The sequence below is a fragment of the Bacteroides fluxus YIT 12057 genome (assembly GCF_000195635.1).
Taxonomy (GTDB): Bacteria; Bacteroidota; Bacteroidia; order Bacteroidales; family Bacteroidaceae; genus Bacteroides; species Bacteroides fluxus.
In genome coordinates this window covers 103243-121420 of sequence record NZ_GL882611.1, presented here as the reverse complement: position 1 = coordinate 121420, position 18178 = coordinate 103243, and the positions used below count along the sequence as shown (strand labels likewise).

The 18178-nt window shown below is 46.4% G+C and carries 11 protein-coding genes; 9 read left to right on the top strand and 2 right to left on the bottom strand.

The window, feature by feature from the left end; all coding sequences use genetic code 11:
- Nucleotides 1-160: 160 nt before the first annotated feature.
- On the bottom strand, nt 161-1435 hold the full coding sequence (locus HMPREF9446_RS02680; protein ID WP_009123858.1) for a DUF2851 family protein: 1275 nt from the start codon (nt 1433-1435) through the stop codon (nt 161-163).
- Between the two features lie 96 nt (nt 1436-1531).
- Here HMPREF9446_RS02680 and dapB point away from each other — a divergent pair, with 96 nt between their 5' ends.
- The 4 genes from dapB (at nt 1532) to HMPREF9446_RS02660 (ending at nt 5467) form a co-directional block, all read left to right on the top strand.
- A complete protein-coding gene (gene dapB / locus HMPREF9446_RS02675; protein ID WP_009123857.1) occupies nt 1532-2296 on the top strand; it encodes a 4-hydroxy-tetrahydrodipicolinate reductase in 765 nt (254 codons plus the stop codon).
- Between the two features lie 6 nt (nt 2297-2302).
- A complete protein-coding gene (locus tag HMPREF9446_RS02670; RefSeq protein ID WP_009123856.1) occupies nt 2303-3796 on the top strand; it encodes a S26 family signal peptidase in 1494 nt (497 codons plus the stop codon).
- A gap of 66 nt (nt 3797-3862) precedes the next feature.
- A complete protein-coding gene (gene lepB, locus HMPREF9446_RS02665) occupies nt 3863-4798 on the top strand; it encodes a signal peptidase I (RefSeq protein ID WP_009123855.1) in 936 nt (311 codons plus the stop codon).
- A 33-nt stretch (nt 4799-4831) separates the two neighbouring features.
- Nucleotides 4832-5467, top strand: coding sequence for a WbqC family protein (locus HMPREF9446_RS02660; RefSeq protein ID WP_009123854.1), 636 nt, complete (start codon nt 4832-4834; stop codon nt 5465-5467).
- Here the strand turns inward: HMPREF9446_RS02660 and HMPREF9446_RS02655 are convergent, their stop codons facing one another.
- On the bottom strand, nt 5468-8350 hold the full coding sequence (locus tag HMPREF9446_RS02655; protein WP_009123853.1) for a ligand-binding sensor domain-containing protein: 2883 nt from the start codon (nt 8348-8350) through the stop codon (nt 5468-5470).
- A gap of 449 nt (nt 8351-8799) precedes the next feature.
- Between HMPREF9446_RS02655 and HMPREF9446_RS02650 the strand changes: the two genes are divergently transcribed.
- Genes HMPREF9446_RS02650 through HMPREF9446_RS02630 form a run of 5 tightly spaced genes read left to right on the top strand, consistent with a single transcriptional unit; the run spans nt 8800 to nt 18135 of the window.
- The gene (locus HMPREF9446_RS02650) at nt 8800-11838 is read left to right on the top strand and encodes a SusC/RagA family TonB-linked outer membrane protein (RefSeq protein WP_009123852.1); all 3039 of its coding nucleotides are present in this window, start codon (nt 8800-8802) and stop codon (nt 11836-11838) included.
- Between the two features lie 23 nt (nt 11839-11861).
- Nucleotides 11862-13616 carry a RagB/SusD family nutrient uptake outer membrane protein gene (locus HMPREF9446_RS02645; protein ID WP_009123851.1) on the top strand — a complete coding sequence of 585 codons (1755 nt, stop codon included), beginning with the start codon at nt 11862-11864 and terminating at the stop codon, nt 13614-13616.
- Nucleotides 13617-13655: 39 nt separating this feature from the next.
- Nucleotides 13656-14048, top strand: coding sequence for a DUF5018 domain-containing protein (locus HMPREF9446_RS02640; protein WP_009123850.1), 393 nt, complete (start codon nt 13656-13658; stop codon nt 14046-14048).
- Nucleotides 14049-14085: 37 nt separating this feature from the next.
- Nucleotides 14086-15135 (top strand): DUF4466 family protein, encoded by a 1050-nt coding sequence (locus HMPREF9446_RS02635; protein ID WP_009123849.1) that lies wholly within the window; start codon nt 14086-14088, stop codon nt 15133-15135.
- A gap of 21 nt (nt 15136-15156) precedes the next feature.
- A complete protein-coding gene (locus HMPREF9446_RS02630) occupies nt 15157-18135 on the top strand; it encodes a glycosyl hydrolase family 28-related protein (RefSeq protein WP_009123848.1) in 2979 nt (992 codons plus the stop codon).
- The last annotated feature ends 43 nt before the right edge of the window (nt 18136-18178 follow it).

Below are 18178 nucleotides of genomic sequence, written 5' to 3'. Positions count from 1 at the left end.
ACTTTCCAGGAGGCTGCTGCAAAAACTTCCGAAGCTAAGACTAAAAGTGGAAAGAGTTAAGAGAAAACTCTGTTCGCAGTGCGCGAACGGATATCCGCAGGCTGCGAACATATATTCAAAGCTTGCGAACGGATATTCACAAGCTTTGAACAAAGATTCTTCACTGACGCCTCAGATACTCATAACCGAACCGGCAGCGAAGACAGTCCTTCTTTTCGCAATACTCCTTCTGAAGCTGGAGCAAAGCCTGCGAATCGGCGGCAGTATATACCGGCAACCCGGCACCGCTCCATAGACGGGTCACGTAATTGTTCTCGGCTTTCAAAGCTTCCAGAAAGCGGGTAGCCCGTTCGCAAAGCATTTCATCGGCTTTGTGCAGGCCATAGGTGTAAAGGAACGGAATAACGGTATTAATGACTATCAGGTTCAAGGCACTCTCCCCCACCCTTTTTGCCCTATGGGAAGAAACCTTCCTGAAATTAAAATGTTCTTCCCAGTAGGGAGAAGTCTCCGCCGTCAATATCGTCTTTACCGCCTCCAGGGTTTCCGCCTCCATGACCCGGGAAAACAACGCCCGCTCCTTATGGTACAGACAGGCAAGTTGTGCCAGACGGACATGAGGGAAATTACCGGGACGGAGACGCAAGAAACGCCATTGCTCAACGGACATGGGAGCAGGCAAACCAAACTTATGCCGTAAATAACAAAACTCTTTCCGCAATTTCTGATAATAGGCGTCGGCTCCGGCAATCTCTTCTTCCAGCAAACCTGCCTGCCCCAGGAAGAAAGCCTCCACCTGGAAAAGATTGTCCCGGTGTTTATCCACTGCACGGAATGGAAGATGACCGGCCCAAGATTCAAAAGCGTCTCCATTCAGCCCGAATCCGAAGTTACGGGCAAGGGTGATGAAAAACACATCCTCCCAATGATTGTTGCATTGCTCCAGCCTTCTGGATATGGAACGTGCTTTCTGCCCGAAACGTTCCACCTGCAAGGCCGACAGCCAAGAATGAACCGTCAGTTTGGGAAGGGAACCGAGAATGGAATAGCAAGGCGGATAAATCTCCGCCTGCCTCAACTCATCGTAGCGCTGCCGGACCGGTTCGGGACAAGAAAGCAATACCTGGGGAACTAATTCACCATTGGTACGATATACCTCACAATCGGTATCCCCCACGATATGCAGGATCACGGTATCATACGCTTTGTCCCGGTTGTGCCCGTGGCGCAGCCAGTCCGATGCCTGCATGTGTACTTCGACATTCCCCACCCAGAGAGTGCCGTCTATTTTTAACTTGGCGTTGAAGAAATCGGGGCCTGCATTCCTGTTGGGCAAACCGGGATCTATCACTTCGACCGGTTGTCCGGAGGTCGTCCGGAGCATCCCCAAAGGAAATATTTTATGCTTCCAGACGTAATGCAGTAGTTGTTCCATTGTTAACAAGACGTTAATGTAGAGCGCAAATGTAAGAAAAAGATTATCTTTGCATCCTATAGTTTGTTGATAAACTGAATAAATACAAAAGGAACAATGAAAATCGCATTAATCGGTTACGGGAAAATGGGCAAGGAAATCGAGAAGATTGCCCTTGACCGCGGACATGAGATCGTCAGCATCATCGACGTTGACAATCAGGAAGACTTTGAATCGGCAGCTTTCCGGAGCGCCGACGTTGCCATAGAATTTACCAATCCCATGGTAGCATACAGCAACTACATGAAAGCCTTCAATGCCGGAGTAAAACTCGTCTCGGGCAGTACCGGCTGGATGGCCGAACATGGAGAAGAAGTAAAGAGGCTGTGTACCGAAGGCGGCAAGACCTTATTCTGGTCCTCCAACTTCAGCCTGGGAGTAGCCATCTTCTCGGCCGTCAACAAGTATCTCGCAAAAATCATGAACCGGTTTCCGGCATACGACGTATCCATGAGCGAAACGCACCACATCCATAAGCTGGATGCCCCGAGCGGTACAGCCATCACTCTAGCCGAAGGTATCTTGGAAAACCTTGACCGCAAGGACAAATGGGTGGAAGGAACTTTCCAGGCTCCTGACGGAATGGTTTCAGGGAGTACCCGATGTGCCGCCAACGAGCTGTCCGTAAGTTCTGTCCGCGAAGGAGAAGTTCCGGGCATCCACAGCATCCGTTATGATTCTGAAGCAGACAGTATTACAATCACCCACGATGCCAAAAACCGTAAAGGCTTTGCATTGGGTGCCGTTCTTGCCGCCGAATATACTGCCCGGCACGAAGGTTTCCTGGGAATGAGTGATTTATTTCCGTTTTTAAATGACTAGAACAATATGAGAAAAGCAACACGTGCCCAATGGATTAAGTTCGGTATCATTACCCTGCTTTACTTTGCCTTCCTTATCTGGGTAAAAAGCTGGTGGGGACTGATAGTAGTACCTTTCATTTTCGACATTTACATCAGCAAGAAAATACCCTGGGGGTTCTGGAAAAAGTCCAAAAATCCTGCCGTACGCGGTATCATGAGTTGGGTGGATGCCATTGTGTTTGCACTGGTAGCCGTCTATTTCGTGAATATCTATATATTCCAGAATTACCAGATACCGTCTTCATCCTTAGAGAAATCCCTGCTGGTAGGCGACTTCCTGTATGTAAGCAAGATGAGTTATGGCCCGCGTGTGCCGAATACGCCGCTGTCCATGCCGCTGGCACAGCATACGCTGCCGATACTGAACAGCAAATCGTATATAGAATGGCCCCAGTGGAAATACAAGCGCGTGCCGGGATTCGGGAAAGTGAAGCTGAACGACATTGTCGTGTTCAACTTCCCTGCCGGTGATACGGTGGCAACCAATTACCAGCAGTCTGATTTCTACACGATCGCCTACGAAGCCGGTCAACGTGTATATCCCAATAAGATAAACATGGACAGCCTGACACGTGACCAGCAACGTACCGTTTACGACCTGTATTACAATGCAGGCCGCAAACAGATTCTCTCCAATCCGCAGATGTACGGAAAGGTGGTCGTACGCCCCGTTGACCGTCGGGAGAACTACGTGAAGCGTTGTGTCGGCCTGCCGGGCGATACCTTGCAAATCAAGGACGGACAGGTATATATCGACGGCAAAGCCATCAAGAACCCGGAAGAGATGCAATTCAACTACTTCGTGCAGACTACCGGTCCCTACATTCCGGAGGAGATGTTCCGCGAACTGGGCATCAGCAAGGATGACCAGACATTAATGACCGAAAACCTCGGATGGGAAGAAGGCTTGATAGAGATGGGACTGGACCGTCGTGACGCACAAGGCAGGCTGGCTCCGGTTTACCACCTGCCGCTTACTAAAAAGATGTATGACACGCTTCTCGGAAACAAGAAACTCGTCAGCCGCATCATAAAAGAATCCGATGCATTCTCCGGACAAATGTATCCGTTGAACCTTTACAGCGGATGGACCCGCGACAATTACGGTCCGATATGGATTCCCGCCAAGGGCGCTACCATCCGGTTGACTCCGGATAACCTGCCCGTCTATGAGCGTTGTATCGTTGCCTATGAGGGCAATAAACTGGAACAAAAGCCGGATGGCATCTACATCAACGGTGAAAAGACCGACAGTTATACCTTTAAGATGGACTACTACTGGATGATGGGCGACAACCGTCACAATTCTGCCGATTCCCGCTATTGGGGATTCGTTCCCGAAGACCACGTAGTCGGTAAACCTATCGTTGTCTGGCTGTCACTGGATAAGGACCGGGGCTGGTTTGACGGAAAGATCCGTTGGAACCGCATATTCAAGTGGGTGGACACTATTAATTAAAGAATGAGGGAAGTAAAGAATGAAAGGTGCATGCCCGCTTTTCATTCTTTAATCAATTGATTTCGAATGAAAAAAAGCTGGAAGATAGCGATGGCAATAGTCGGAGTAATACTCGTCGTGGTATTGCTGCGGGGATGTGTTGCCACTTCCTGCCTGATTCCTTCTTCCGGGATGGAAAATTCATTGTACCAGGGTGAACGTATCCTTGTCAACAAGTGGAGTTACGGCCTGCGGCTGCCGTTCATGAAGTGGACAGGTTACCACCGTTGGGCAGACCGCCCGGTGCAGAAAGAGGATATTCTGGTATTCAACAATCCCGCCAATCTCTCGGAACCTGTCATCGACAGACGGGAGGTTTTCATCAGCCGCTGCCTCGGAAGGCCCGGAGATACTTTATTGATAGATTCCCTCTTCTCCGTAATTCCTTCGGAGAAGAATGCGCCCGACCAAAAGTTTCTCTACACCTATCCCCAAGCAAAGGAACGCCAATTGGACTCGCTCCTGTCCATCCTTTCCATCCGCCCCAACGAATTGCTAGGACAAGATTCCGTAAAGAACGTACGCAGCTTCAGCCGCTATGAATACTATCTGCTGGAACAAGCCCTGAACGGAAACTGCTGGATAGAACCTACTGTCAAGGAAGACTCTATTGAGGCTTTGAGGCCTCTGATTGTTCCGGGAAAAGGAAAAGTTGTACGTGTCTATCCCTGGAACATGACTTTGCTACGCAACACGTTGGTGCTTCATGAAAAGAAACAGGCTGAAATCAAGCATGATACGCTATATATAGAAGGCAAACCTGCCCAACATTGTTATTTTACCAAAGACTACTATTGGGTAGGTGCAAACAACTCAATCAACCTTTCCGACTCCCGCCTGTTTGGTTTTGTTCCGAAAGACCATATCATCGGCAAGGCTACTGTCATCTGGTTCTCCAAAGAGAAAGGAAAAGGGCTTTTCAGCGGCTACCGGTGGGACAGAATGTGGCAAGGAATAAAATAAAATAGTAAATCTTCTAATCCGTAAACAATCCCGATGAAAACTGTATTTCTTTCTTCCGCCTATCTGGCACCGGTAGAATATTATACCAAATTATTATCCTACGATAAAGTGTGCATGGAGCAACACGACCATTATGTCAAACAGACCTATCGTAACCGTTGTACTATCGCGGCACCGGACGGGGAACTGGCACTTTCCATTCCTACCGTCAAGCCGGACACCTTGAAATGCCCCATGAAGGATATCCGTATCTCTGACCATGGCAACTGGAGGCACCTACACTGGAATGCCATCGAATCCGCCTACAATCATACTCCTTTTTTCGAATATTACAAAGATGATTTCCGCCCTTTTTATGAGAAAAAGTATGAGTTCCTAATAGATTTCAACGAAGAACTCTGCCATTTGGTCTGTTCGCTTGTTGATATCCAGCCCACCATGGTACGTACTTCTGAATACCATACTGAGTTTATGCCGGACGAGGATGATTTCCGCGAACGCATTCACCCCAAGAAGGACTTTACGCTCGAAGATACGGAGTTCTCCCCACAACCCTATTACCAGGTGTTCCAGGAGAGACTTGGCTTTCTGCCCAATCTGAGCATCATTGACCTGCTGTTCAATATGGGACCCGAGAGCCTCCTGGTTTTGCAACGGAGCCACCAATAATCATTGGCTGAACTTCTGCAGGAATTCGGTCAGGTTCTCCCCTTCCTCCAATCCCAGTTTTTTTCGCAGACGGTAACGGCTGATTTCCACTCCCCGCAAAGAAATATTCATCAAGGGAGCAATCTCTTTGGACAGCAGATTCATCTTTATATAGGCACAAAGCAACTTATCTTTACTGTTCAGTTCGGGATATGCTTCCTGCAACTTGCTGAAGAAGTCGTGGTGAACCGAATCAAACGTAGTCTGGAATGCCTGCAAATCATCATCATGCTCCATATTGGTCTCAATCTGTCCCAGCAGACGGAGTGTCTTACGCCGGAGAGACACCAGATTTTCCTCGCTGATGGAATGTGAGATTCCCAGAACTTCTTTCTTGATGTCTATCAATATCTCATTTTTACGGACTATGTTCAAGGTAGTACGAATCAGTTCCTCAGATTTATGACGCAATTCCGCCTGCAAGTTCTCCTCCCTCAACGAATCTATTTTTTTATCCTTCAAATCACTCTCCTTCTGGAATTCCTGTTTCTGCCGGTAAAGTTCCAGTTCCTTCTGCATCAGAAGACGCTTCCTGCCGGCCACTATCCGGCAATAGACATAAAACAGCACCAGACAGGCGGCGGCAACATAGATCATCAGACTCCACCAGGTACGATACCAGGGAGGCAGTATTTCAAATGCAAAGGAAGTCATTACGGGCTCTTGGTCCTTTTCGGTCATCAACTTGACACTAAACACATATTGTCCTTCGTGCAAACCCGTAAACTCTTTCACGCTATTCTCGTTGAATTCACTCCATTCTCCCTTATCGCCTCCCTCACTCAACCGGTAAGAAAAAAGAGCTGAACGGGCAGCGTCATAGTTATTTACATTATATTCTATACGCAGGGAATTATGATTATAGGGAATAATAACCGGTGTATCTTCATAACGATAACTGCGGCCATATATCAGTGAATCCCTCCGTCCGGTCAGATACACCCGGCGTATTTGTAAAGACGACAGTTCCTTGCCGACTGCCATAGACGAAGAACGTACCAAGGAGAAACCCTCTTCCGTACCCACTATGGCCTGTTCTCCATATACATCCACATGTTCGTAGTTCTCAATCAGGGAACCTTTCAAAAAAATGTCATGGGGATCCCTGGAATAGGAATTCTTCACAGCATCATACCGCAACAGTTTCAGTGCCCCACCCGACACATACCAAAGATTATGGGCCATATCCATGGTCATATACGTGTAGGCTCCTTTACCGTCCAGCATGTTTTCCAACTCAAAATACTCTTCCAGACAGTCTTTTGCCCGGTTATAACGCCATAAGCCATAATAAGAAGTCACAACAATCTCATTATTGACCCGTGCCAGATAAGTATCATAGCCAGAAGGGAAAAACTTATGATTATACTTTTTCAGACTGACTACCTCTCTCAAATCATCCGACAAACCCAACCTGCAAACTCCACGGTCCTTGTTGGTTACCCATAATGCATTGCCTGAAGTTTCTGCCATGAGACTCTTGGCTGCATAAGTAAAGTTCTTGAGCCTGCAAACAACTTGCCAATGGCCGGCAATCTTTTCCAGAAGGTGCAAGCCGCTGTATTTACCATAGGTGCCGGCTATCAACACGTCCGGACGATTATGCAGGGGAACCAGAATCCTCACTCTCCGAAGCCCGTCCAGATGGTCAATCTTATCCCCCTCAATGATATAGACACCATTGTCCGAAGCGCAGAACAGTTTATTGTCATAACGTAGAAATGACCAAATCTGCCCACCGGTTCCCGGTATAAAATCCATCGGTATTTCCTTGTTCAGTTCATCGGGGGAAACAGTCCTATAGAGTCCCTGATTGGTTCCCAAGTACAGTTTATTCTGATACAGACAAGAAGAGTATCCTGAACCTATCACCGGTTTATTGCCATATAAAGAAAAGACGGGGGAACTCAAATGAATGCAGTCAATGCCATTATCCAGCCCCAGCCAAAGATTATCCCGTGCATCAAAACTCATACTGAGCACAGTCTTGTTCTGCAAGCCATTATTGATGGAAATCACATTTATCTCATCCTTTTCCATATCCAAGAGACAGACTCCGTCCTGCACGGAACCAAGTGCCAGCAAGGACCGGTTAAGTGCCGCACAGAAAATACGGTTACGCCGCATAAAGTCATCAGCTACACAAGCATGTCTTTGAATGCTCTCCCCATCATAGATAAATAAGCCGTTATAGCGGGTCACTATCAGGATATTGCCATTATAAGGCAACAGGCTCGACACTCTGCCTAAAGTCTCCGATCCCGGTATCAACCTGAAATGTTTGTTTTCCATTACCTGAATACCCTCCGCTGCACCGACATAAAACTTATTATACAGAATAGCGGAAGTATATATCTCTCCGGCAGACTCTATGTATTCCAACCGGTTATTTTTCCAACAAAACAGACTACGGTCTGACTGGAAATAGATCTTATCCTTATCCTGCAGAATATTCCATATAACACCGACTACTGAATTAGGAGGTAAACTGTCTGAAAGGCAAGTATAGTCCAATCCTCCCAACCTATTGGGAGTAAAATATCCAAAACGACCGATTCCACCGATATAAATACGACCGTCCATACCTATTTTCATGGCACGCGCTTTGGCATTCCGTATAGGATACAAATTCCAGCTGAAACCATCAAACTCCAACAAACCATTATTATTGGCTGCATACAACCAACCGTTTTCATGCTGCTGTAACATCCAGTTCTGGTTCCCTCCTTTATAGGTATGACGGGTATAGTTAGTTACCGGCCTTTGCCATTCAGCCCTCAGCGGTATAGTTACAAACAATAAAAAGGTAAGTATAAAATAAGGTGTTTTCATAGGTACTAACATTTATGTTTTTGAACAAAAATAATATATTTCGTTCGGATTAAGATAAGGTTGTACAGTCTTTAACAAATACACCACCAGTAGTGTTTTTTCTAAAATATCTCTAATAATCAACCACATAGAAATTAGTTGAGAAAGTAAAGATGTATTAAAATATAAGATTTGATGTAGTTGTGATGTAGGCTTTTTCAAAATACGAATGCCATATCCGCATATATTTGCTTGCAGTTTATAAAAGAATGTATATCATCCATTCTGAATTTTAAGAACCAAAATTGATTTCGATAACCCTAAAAAGAAAGGATGCCTATGAGACAACACCTATGAGAACACATTTTATCCATTACAAGAAAACGGTTAAATACAACTTGTAATGTTTCAGAAGATGATGGCAGGTACATCTTCTTCCATCAGAATTAACCTTTAATTTATTCATTCAAAATTAGCCTAATATGAAACATTTATTTGTATTCCTATTGCTTTTTATCGGTATCGGAAGTATCACGGCGCAAAATGCCAGAATTACCGGTACTGTAAAAGACAATACAGGAGAGGCTGTTATCGGTGCCAATATCAAGATCAAAGATGGCACTGGCGGCACAATCACAGACATTGACGGACATTTTAACATCGAAGCTCCATCCAACGCGACACTTGTAGTATCTTTCATCGGATATACGACACAAGAAGTCGCTTTAAATGGCAGAACTAATATAGTAGTAACTCTTGCAGAAGACTCTCAAACACTGGATGAAGTTGTGGTAGTAGGTTATGGTACTCAAAAGAAAGTAAACCTGACCGGTTCTGTCGCAGCGGTAAAAGTAGACGAGAAAATAGCCAGCCGTTCCATAACGAACGTATCTTCCAGCCTTTCAGGATTGGTTCCGGGTTTGGTAGTAAGCCAGACAACCGGTTTTGCCGGCGGTGACGGTGCTTCATTGAAAGTACGCGGTCTGGGATCTATCAACAATTCCGATCCGTTGATTGTAGTTGACGGAATGCCGGACGTCGATATCAACCGTATCAATATGAACGACATTGAAAGCATTTCTGTTCTAAAGGACGCGGCTTCATCGGCTGTTTACGGTTCACGTGCTGCCAACGGTGTCATTTTAATTACCACCAAAGGAGGTGCGAAGGAAGGCAAGGCCAAGGTTAGCTATAACGGTTCTTATGCCTGGTCAAGTCCGGTAGAATTCTACGACTACCTGGCAGATTATAGCCGTGCATTGACAATGCAGATGCGTTCTGCGGCAACCGGCAATAAATCTACCAGTTTCCGCCAAGGTACAGTAGAACAATGGATGGCGATGGGACTGGTTGATCCGATACTGTTCCCGAATACCGACCAGTTCGACGAAATGTTCCGCACAGGCGCCATTATGAATCACACAGTCTCTGCATCCGGCGGTACGGATAAAATGAACTTTTATACTTCAATCGGTATTCTGGACCAAGAAGGCCTGCAAATCCACAATGACTACAGCCGCTACAATATGCGTCTGAACGTGGATTATAAGATTCGTGACAATGTAAAAGTAGGTATCAAGACAGACGGTAGCTGGTCAGAGCGTCAGACGCCCCGCGGTGCCGGTCTGGAAACGGCCGGTTTGAAGTACGTCATCTCAGGTATCTTGAACAAACACCCCGAAACAGGGGAATACGGTGGCGCCATGGCCTATGGAGAATCAGCTTCCGCCGGTAACGCCATTGCCGAATACGAAGCTTATCGTACCAACACTTCCCGCAAAGAGTTCAATGGAAACGCTTACTTGGAATGGGAACCTATCAAGGACTTGAAGTTAAATGTCAGCTATGCCCTGCGTTATTATAACCAGTTCAGCAAAAGTATCCAGAACGTAGTGAATCAAATGAACTTCCAGACCAATAGCGTAGCGCGTACCATGCCGGATACCGGTGATGTCATCAACAACTCCAATCAGGAAGGCCATAAAACATTGTTTCAGGGACGCATCTCTTATGAAAAGGAAATTTTTAAAGGACATCATATTTCTGCCATGTTCAATGCCGCCGAGGAATACTGGTTCCATCGCAATTTAAACGCAGGCCGCAAGAACCGTTTACACAACAGCCTTGAAGAATTGGATGCCGCTTCCAAAGAAGTACAGACTAACAGTGGAAACTCAGAGTCCGAAGGCTTACGTTCTTTCATTGGCCGTGTCAACTATACTTTATTCGATAAATACTTGTTCGAATTTAACTTCCGTTCCGACGGTTCTTCCCGTTTTGCCAAGGGACATCAGTGGGGATTCTTCCCGTCAGCTGCCGTAGGTTGGCGCATCTCGGAAGAAGCCTTCTTCAGCCCATTGAAGAAAGTAGTCAGCAACGCCAAGTTCCGTGCTTCTTATGGTTCTTTGGGTAACAATTCCGGTGTAGGACGTTACGAACAAAAAGAAACGATGGGAACTACCAACTATATCGTTGGGAATAGCAGTCTCGCTACCGGATTCAGTGCCAATAAAATGATTAACAAGGATCTTTCCTGGGAGGAAACCCGTGTCATTAATATCGGTCTGGATTTAGGATTCTTCAACAATCAATTAACAGCCGAACTTGACTGGTATGACCGTTTTACCACCGGTATGATCCGCGGTTCCAGCATATCTTCCTTATTGACCGGCTATTCTGCCCCCAATATCAACGTTGCCGACCTGCGAAACCGTGGTGTCGAGGTTAACTTAAACTGGCGTTCCAGTATCCGTAAATTCGACTACAGCATCAACGTAAACGCTTCTTACAATGTCAACAAACTTGAGAAATGGGGAGATTACCTGAATCGCGGTTGGATCATGCTTGATATGCCTTATCATTTCCTCTATATCTATGAGGCATATCCAGGCTTGGTACAAAGCTGGAATGAGCTCTATAATGCTCCTTACCAAGGAGACGCCTACAATGCTCCGGGTGATATCATACTCAAGGATTTGAACGGTGACGGTAAGATCAGTGACCTTGACAAAAAAGCCTATACCGACAAATACCGTGACACTCCCATGGGACAATTTGGCATTACGCTGACCGGTGCTTATAACGGTTTTGATATCCAGGCCCTATTCCAAGGCAACTATGGACGGTCTGATGTATGGCTGGATGACTTAAACAATACCAAAATCCCGGATAACCGTTATGCGTTCCAACAATTCCACTGGAATGACAGCTGGTCACTGGACAATCGTGGCGCTTCCCTGCCTCGTCTGCTAAACGGTAGCGGCGGTAACAAAAACCGTGAAGAAAGCACATATTGGACTTACAACACGAATTATTTCCGTTTAAAGAATCTGCAGATCGGGTATTCTATTCCTGAACGTTACATGCAGAAAATCGGTTTCAACCGTGCACGTATCTACTTATCCGGTGAAAATCTTTTCACTTTGACTCCATGGAAAGGTATTGATCCCGAGAAGCCTCACGGGAATGACCTTTATCCGTTGGTCAAGACCTACTCAATCGGTTTGAATATTGAATTCTGATAACTCAACAAATAAGTAAGAATATGAAATATCTTAAATATATAGCATTAGCCGGACTGCTTGGTTGTACATCTTCCTGTATAGATGACCTGCTGAACCGCCCTGCTACGACAGAAGTATCTTCGGACCTCTTCTGGACAAGTACAGATGACGCTTTGTCCTCTACCTACGGTGTTTACAATGCATTGCGTACTTTGTATGCAACCGATTACTATTATGACGGCCACGGTGAATTCCAGAATACCCGCGGCAAAAGTGTCGGTAATATATCTTCATGGGGTCCCGGCACACCCGGCAGCGGATTTTCCAGCATGTGGAACAATGCATATAGAGTAATCAATCGTGCCAATTATACCATATTCTATGTAGAGCAAATGATAGAGGCTGAACAGAATGCTTCTGTCAAAGCCTCTTTGGAAGCCATCAATGCCGAAAACTACTTCCTGCGTGCATTGGCCTACTTTCGCCTGGTCCAGAACTGGGGTGATGTTCCTTACTACCGCCACGTGCTCAGCGGCAACGACGAAGCATGCTCTCTAACGCGTACTCCCATTGCCACAATCATTCCCGAACTGATCACAGACCTGCAAAATGCCTCCGAAAAACTCCCCGTAAGCTATGGTGACAAATACGGACGTGCCACACAAGTTGCAGCATTGGCATTCAAGGCTAAAATAGAATTATACTACGCCTGCTGGCACAAAAACGGATGGCCCGAACTGGAAGGTTTTGAACCAAGCAGCAGTGTAGCCCAAACCTACTATGCTGCGGCGGCTTCGGACTTCAGCAAAGTAATCAACGATTACGGCCTGACCATATTAGGAGACGGAAACCCCGGTACTTATGAAAAGCCGAACTACGGGGAATTATTCCAATACTACAATGAAAATTGCCCGGAAATCATCTTCTCCATTACCTATGGCGGCCCTTCTCTCAGTCAAGGTGAAAGCTTGCTCCGTGACTTCGGTACCCGTACTACCGGTAATGCACAATGTTGGATTATGCCTACTGTCCGTCTGGTAAATCGTTACCAATCCACCATTACCGGTGATTTCTGTGATGAGCTCGTCTTGTCCAAAGACGCCACACTACCCAATGGAGCACGTAACCGTGCCAGCTATGAAAATCGTGACTGGCGTATGAAATCGACTATCATGTGGGATGGCGAATCCTACAAGAAGATATCAACGGACGGCTTGACAATGGGTGATGAATATGTCTGGATGTTTGGCGAAAGAAATGAAGCCAACGGTTACATCAATAACGACGCCAGCAATCAAACCGGTTATATCTATCGTAAATGGATACGCCAGGAAGCCGGTTGGGAACGGACAGACGGTCCACAGGATTTCTACCTGATGCGTCTGGCTGACGTGTATCTGATGTATGCAGAAGCAGTCAACGAAACAACCGGACCTACGGACGAATGTATAGCTTTACTGAACAAAATCCGCAGCCGTGGTAATCTGCCCGCATTGACTTCCGACAAATATGCCACTCCAGAGGCATTCTTCAATGCAATCGAACAAGAACGTATTGTAGAATTGGCAACAGAAGGCATGCGTCCATTCGATATCCGCCGCTGGAGAAAAACTCATGAAATTTGGGGAGAGGCAAACAGTGACGGTCTTACTTTATACGATACCAACGGCTCACGCATACGTGATGAGTTCAAGAATGCATCTGAACTCAATTTCCAAAAGAGCTATATCTACCAGATTCCTGAAAGTGAAAGAAACCGCAACCCGAATCTGACTCAGAATACTCCATGGAGATAAGCAATAACCAAAAAGTTTATTAAAAACAAAAAGAATGATATGAAAAGCCTATATAAATTTTTGACATTTATCATAATATGTCTTTTGTCTCAATCATGCAATGACTATCCGGTAGATGAGAATGGTTTGCTGCTTACAGACAGTGAAGAATGTTACATATCTTCACTTATATTGAGAGGACCGGATGACCGTGACGTATTGATAAGCGGTGTCACCATTGACGATGAAAACAATACCATTACAGGTGTGGCGAAATTCGGTACCAACATGACAAAACTGAAACCGGAATGCGGTACTGCCAAAGACTGTATCGTAACTCCTGCCATGGGAGTATGGACTGATTTCAGCCAGCCCCGCCAATACACGGTAATTTCCGGTAACCGCCAAGTGAAAAAGACCTACACGGTTACCATCACTTTGCAAGGAGAATAATCAACCAGTATAAATCTTTAAGAAACAGAACTTTGTTATGAAACTATTAAAATATGCAATGCTGTCCTTTCTTGCTCTCTCTTGTTTCGCATGCAGCGATGACGACGAGTCTGCCATCAAGAATGACATGATCAAAAAGACAGTTTCTCCTGCCATAGCCGGAGAAAAAATAGAATTTGCTTATGCCATGGGAACTACCAATGGAAGAATAAGCAAGGCTGAAGCTGTCGCTTCAATTGCCGGAGCGGCAGGTACTGGATTCGAATTGAATTCTTGGTTTACTGCACAGACAGGAATGGACGTCAACGGCGTTCACTACGGTGCAGGGGAAGATGTTCCTATCCAGACCGTCAAGGATGCCTCCACGGACGGCAATACCTCTATCGCCAATATGATGGAGAAAGTAGATGCCCACTACATCAATCCAACCATTGCCGTAGGAACCAGCCAGACCGACTTGATTGCCGCTACCTTGCGCTACAATTACGTAGTACCCGAAGAGGCGAAAGGCAAAACATTCAGTATTACCTTTACCGGAATTTCCAGCACAGGCGACCGGGTGTCCTATAGAACTCCTGACTACAAAATCTCCAAGATGGACATGAAGCGTCTCATCGAATTGGAGAACGAAGGTGCTTGCTATTTCTCCATCGAAGACATGAAGGCCTATACCAAGGAAGAAGTAAACGCCCAAAATCTGTCTGGCAAGATTGACTTCATCTACAACTATCAGGATAAGCTGAATGGCTTTGATTATGCACATTCTTTTGTATCTCCCGCAACGGATCCCAAGTTCATTGCAATCAGCGGCATTGTTCCTTCAGGCGCTACCAACAATACCCCTATGGAACAACGTGCCAATGTGCATGACGCCCAGTTGAAAGGAAGCAACCCAGCGGTTTATGTAGATGATATCGATTTCGAGACATTGGATTTAAATGGAGCTATGAATTATATATTGAACCTAAAAAAGGATGACAGTGCATTTATGAAAACTGCCGACGGCAAATGGGCTGCCTATGTTTATGTAAATAATGTCGACGGCAGCGGAAAAATGACAATAAGCCTCAAACGTTATCCTTTATAATCCTAATTTTCAATATACAACATGAACCGTATCAAAACATTGACTCTACTCCTCATGGTAATCCTCTCCGGAGGAATATCTGCCCAGAATCCCCGGTCTGTCTTTACCGACAGGCCGGCGGACGAGGCGGCCGTATATTTTACTCCCGAGAACTTCGACCTGAAAGCAGACGGGAGCCTGGATGTTTCCAATGCCTTGCAAGAGGCGTTGAACCAGGCCAAACAGAAAGAAAACGGTTGTGGTATCCTCTTCGTTCCCGAAGGTGTATATAAGCTCAGTAAAACGATTTATGTACCCTCAGGTGTCCGCATCATCGGTTATGGCAGTAAACGCCCGGTTTTCGTTCTTGCCAGACAATCACCCGGTTTCCAGGAAGTAACCCGCGAAACGGGCAAAGGGAAATATCTCTTCTGGTTCATCGGCGGGAATTATCACCCGGAAAGACGTGTAAGTGATGCCAATGCAGGCACTTTCTACAGTTCGATGCTGAATGCAGATATCCGAATTGAAGACGGCAATCCCAACGCAACCGGTATCCGAGCGCATTTTGCACAGCATTGTTCCATTTCCAATGTAACCATCCATGTGGGAAAAGGGCGTGCCGGTATTGCAGATGCCGGAAATCACCTGGAGAATGTCGCCATCTATGGAGGAGAGTATGGAATCGATACGGATAAGTCAGCTCCCGGATGGCCTATTATGTTGTTGAACTCGTACTTCGAAGGACAACGTAAAAGTGCCATCCTTACTAACGAAGGCGGACTGACCATTGTCCGCATGCGGGTCAAGAATGTACCCGTAGCCGTAGAAATCAAAGAAAAGGCTCCCGACAGATTATTCATGGAAGATTGTATCTTCGAAAACGTACGCCGTACGGGAGTTATCCTGACAGATGCAGGAAATGCAGCAACACAAATCAATCTTAGAAATATACAATGCAAGAACGTTCCCCTGTTTGCTTTGGAACGTTCTATAAACAAGCAGGTATCCGGCAAGGGAAAGACCTACCGGGTCACCCGCTTTACGTTCGGATTCAATGCCGACAGTCTGGAGGACACTCCTCAAATAGTACGCCTGGCCGAGGTAGAACCCATCAAGGGCATCACTCCTTTAGATGCCAGTGACACTCCCACGCTCCCACCTACGGAACAATGGGTCAACATACGCGACTTGGGTGCCAAAGGAGACGGTTTCAGCGATGATACGCACATTTTCCAGGAAGCAATAGAAAAGTATGCCCACATCTACATCCCTCAAGGCTGGTATGTGGTAAAAGAACCGTTGACCCTGAAACAGAACACCAATCTGGTAGGTCTGCATCCTGGTACCACTATCCTGCTGACGTTGGGCGGTAATCCCGCATTCAGCGGTTTCGGTGCCCCACAAGCACAACTGACTACTCCCAAAGGCGGCAAAAACATTGTATGCGGTATCTTCCTGAACGCCGATGCCTACAACTACCGGGCCGTCAATTGCAAATGGATGGCAGGAGAAGGTTCTTACATGTACGATGTCAAATTCAGCGGACATGACAAATCCCGTTTTTTCCATAACGGACAAAGTGCCGGCAATCCTTTGGAAGAGCCTATGCCCGTCACCCCCGAAACTCATGACCTCATTACCCGTGCCTGGGACAACCAACATTGGAGCCTATGGATCACCAATGGCGGAGGAGGCGCATTCCGGGATATATGGACAGCCAACGAATACAGCTCGGCAGGACTCTACATCAGTCATACGGAAACACCGGGGCGCATCTACGGAATGTCTTTGGAACATCATCTGCGCAACGAAGCTATCTTCCGCAATGTAGCCAACTGGAAAATCTATGATTTCCAGTTCGAAGTGGAAGCTGAAGGTATTGATACGCAACCTTTGGACTTGATTGACTGCAAAAATCTGGTGTTCGCCAATTTCTATTCCTACCGTGTATCACGCATGTTGAAATCCTACCCGTCAGCCATACGTACCTGGAACTGTGAGAACATAGAGTTCCTCAACGTTCACAACTATGCACACGCCCGCATAAAATTCACTTCCAACGCCAGCTTGTACGATGTCAACACCCGCCGTGAAGCACGCCGTTGGGAACTTGCACGCCTCTGCCTGACCGGCAAGGAAAGCCGTAAATATACGCTCAGTGAAGAAACAGGAAAAATGGAACCCATCGTTTCCGGATTTGAGTTTATAGACGGGTTGGCACAAGACAGCCGGGGAAACATCTATTTCTGTGAGCACCGCATGCGACGCATCTACAAGCTAGACCCTGTAAGCGGGAAGGTGACATCCATCGCCGACTTTCCCTGGAATGCGGTAGCACTGGCTTGCGACACGCAAGACAACCTGCTCGTCGTCACCAAATACATCTCCCAACCGGGTTACCACAATGACGACACCCGCAACGGCAACCGTCCTCTGTTCGGCTGGAAAGGCGCGGGAGGATTGTGGGGTTTTAACTATGTACCCAAAGTCTATGCCATACATCCCGACAATCCGGATGACAGTTTCCGGATCTTGCCCTTGGAAGACATGAAACAGTTCCCTGCACCCGGGCTAGTTTACTATCCAGGCAACCGGACCATCACCCAAAACGAGTATTACAACGGCAAGAAGCCGGAACAATGTTTTGTGGCTCCCGACGGTGTCACCATCATTCCCTATTATGAAGACCTGTTCCGTTGTTCTTCCTTGATAAAAAGCATTCCGGGAAAACCGGTTTATGTACTGGACGAATACCACCAACGGGTTATCCGGGCTGATATAGATGCCCACGGTTTTCTGCAGAATTGCCGCATCTTTGCCGATGGAGGCGACCGGAGCGTAGCTACCGACACAAACGGAAATGTATATGTAGCCAACGGAGATATTTCTGTTTTTGACCCTACAGGCAAGCTTATAAAGACGATAGAGACTCCCGAACGTCCCACGTCTTTGCTGGTTACGGGAAACAAACTTTATATCACGGCTGTATCTTCGCTATATCAGATGAAATTAGAATAAAAAGGCTTCATACAAAAGTTATCAATAAGAATAAAGTAAGTTT

Excerpts from the sequence above, each read along its gene's own strand:
- HMPREF9446_RS02640 (WP_009123850.1), top strand. The coding sequence starts at position 13,656 with ATGAAAAGCCTATATAAATTTTTGACATTTATCATAATATGTCTTTTG.
- HMPREF9446_RS02680 (WP_009123858.1), bottom strand. The coding sequence starts at position 1,435 with ATGGAACAACTACTGCATTACGTCTGGAAGCATAAAATATTTCCTTTG.
- HMPREF9446_RS02660 (WP_009123854.1), top strand. The coding sequence starts at position 4,832 with ATGAAAACTGTATTTCTTTCTTCCGCCTATCTGGCACCGGTAGAATAT.
- dapB (WP_009123857.1), top strand. The coding sequence starts at position 1,532 with ATGAAAATCGCATTAATCGGTTACGGGAAAATGGGCAAGGAAATCGAG.
- HMPREF9446_RS02650 (WP_009123852.1), top strand. The coding sequence starts at position 8,800 with ATGAAACATTTATTTGTATTCCTATTGCTTTTTATCGGTATCGGAAGT.
- lepB (WP_009123855.1), top strand. The coding sequence starts at position 3,863 with ATGAAAAAAAGCTGGAAGATAGCGATGGCAATAGTCGGAGTAATACTC.
- HMPREF9446_RS02630 (WP_009123848.1), top strand. The coding sequence starts at position 15,157 with ATGAACCGTATCAAAACATTGACTCTACTCCTCATGGTAATCCTCTCC.
- HMPREF9446_RS02645 (WP_009123851.1), top strand. The coding sequence starts at position 11,862 with ATGAAATATCTTAAATATATAGCATTAGCCGGACTGCTTGGTTGTACA.
- HMPREF9446_RS02670 (WP_009123856.1), top strand. The coding sequence starts at position 2,303 with ATGAGAAAAGCAACACGTGCCCAATGGATTAAGTTCGGTATCATTACC.
- HMPREF9446_RS02635 (WP_009123849.1), top strand. The coding sequence starts at position 14,086 with ATGAAACTATTAAAATATGCAATGCTGTCCTTTCTTGCTCTCTCTTGT.
- HMPREF9446_RS02655 (WP_009123853.1), bottom strand. The coding sequence starts at position 8,350 with ATGTTAGTACCTATGAAAACACCTTATTTTATACTTACCTTTTTATTG.